Origin of the sequence: Nocardia sp. NPDC050710 (genome assembly GCF_040654375.1) — a bacterium.
GTDB lineage: Bacteria > Actinomycetota > Actinomycetes > Mycobacteriales > Mycobacteriaceae > Nocardia.
This window is the reverse complement of the sequence record NZ_JBFAHV010000075.1, coordinates 1-1,193: the sequence shown is the minus strand read 5'-3', so window position 1 is coordinate 1,193 and position 1,193 is coordinate 1. Positions and strand designations below refer to the sequence as shown.

Annotated in this window: 1 protein-coding gene; it reads right to left on the bottom strand. The window is 64.0% G+C overall.

From position 1 onward, the window contains the following. Positions 1–11: 11 nt before the first annotated feature. A complete protein-coding gene (locus AB0H61_RS39045; protein WP_357313998.1) occupies positions 12–1,100 on the bottom strand; it encodes an IS630 family transposase in 1,089 nt (362 codons plus the stop codon). Positions 1,101–1,193: the final 93 nt, after the last annotated feature.

The following is a 1,193-nucleotide window of genomic DNA, read 5'->3' as shown; positions in this document are numbered from 1 at the left end:
CTAGTGCCGCGTCACGCAACGTCGGTTAGGTAATCCGGGTACCGGATCTTGGAACCGACGGCGAAGTCTCGGATCGGTGCGGTGTGCTGGTTACGCCAGCGGATGTAGTCGGCGATCGCGTCGTCCTGTTCGCTGTGGCTGCGGTGGTCGGTGCCGTTGAGCGCGAAGTACCGCAGGGCGGCGAACTCACATTCGATCCTGTTCAACCAGGACGAATATGTCGGTAGGAACACCAGCTCGACTTGGTTGACGGCGCACCATTCGCGCACTTCGCGGCGCTTGTGAACGGAGTAGTTGTCCAGGATCAGGTACAACTTCTCACCGGGCCATCGGGTCCGCAGGGATTTCAGAAACGTCAGGAACTCTGTCCAGCGTTTCCGGTCGCGGATGCGGTAGTACAGCTGCCCGGTGGCCAGGTCGAGCGCGCCGAACATGTGCCGAACGCCCTGGGTGCGGTTGTAGGTGGCCCGCAGCCTGGCCGGGCGGCGTTTCGGGAACCAGCCGCGGCCTGACCTCGGTTGCAGGTTGAGTGGCCCGAATTCGTCCACACAGACCACGCGCCCGTCGGTGGGCGGGTGGTCGTAGAAGTCGAGCACCCGCGCCATCTTGTCCTGGAAGTCCGGGTCATTGCTCGCCTTCCAGGTCTTGGTGGCCTGCCACGACACTCCACCGGCCTTCAGGATCCGCCGGACGGTTTCGCGGCTGACATCGGCAATCTTGTTGATCCGCAACACTTCCGCCAGCTTCGACAGGCTCCACGTCGCGAACGGCCAGCCCAGGTCACGGGGGCAGCACCGGGCGATCTGACAGATTCGATCACGCGTCGCTCGATCGGTCTTCGCCGGTCTGCCCCCGCTCCATTTTGGGTCCAGTGCTTCGAAACCCTTCTCGTTGAAGTCGTGGATCACTTGCCGCACATACGATTCCGACACCTGCATCAGCTTCGCGATCAACCCGACCGGCTGACGCTGCGCTGAGGCCATCACCACCACCGCCCTCCGCATCCGGACCGGCTGCTTGCTGCGGCGGGCGATCTGGGCCAGCTTGCGGCCCTCTTCCTGGGTCACAGCTCTGACGAACACATCCGGCTTCCGAGCCACCGGCACCACCTCCACCGGCAGCATCACCGGTCCCCGACGCCGGAGCAAGCCGACACCCGATTACCGCAGCAAGCTATCCAGACGCGGCACTAG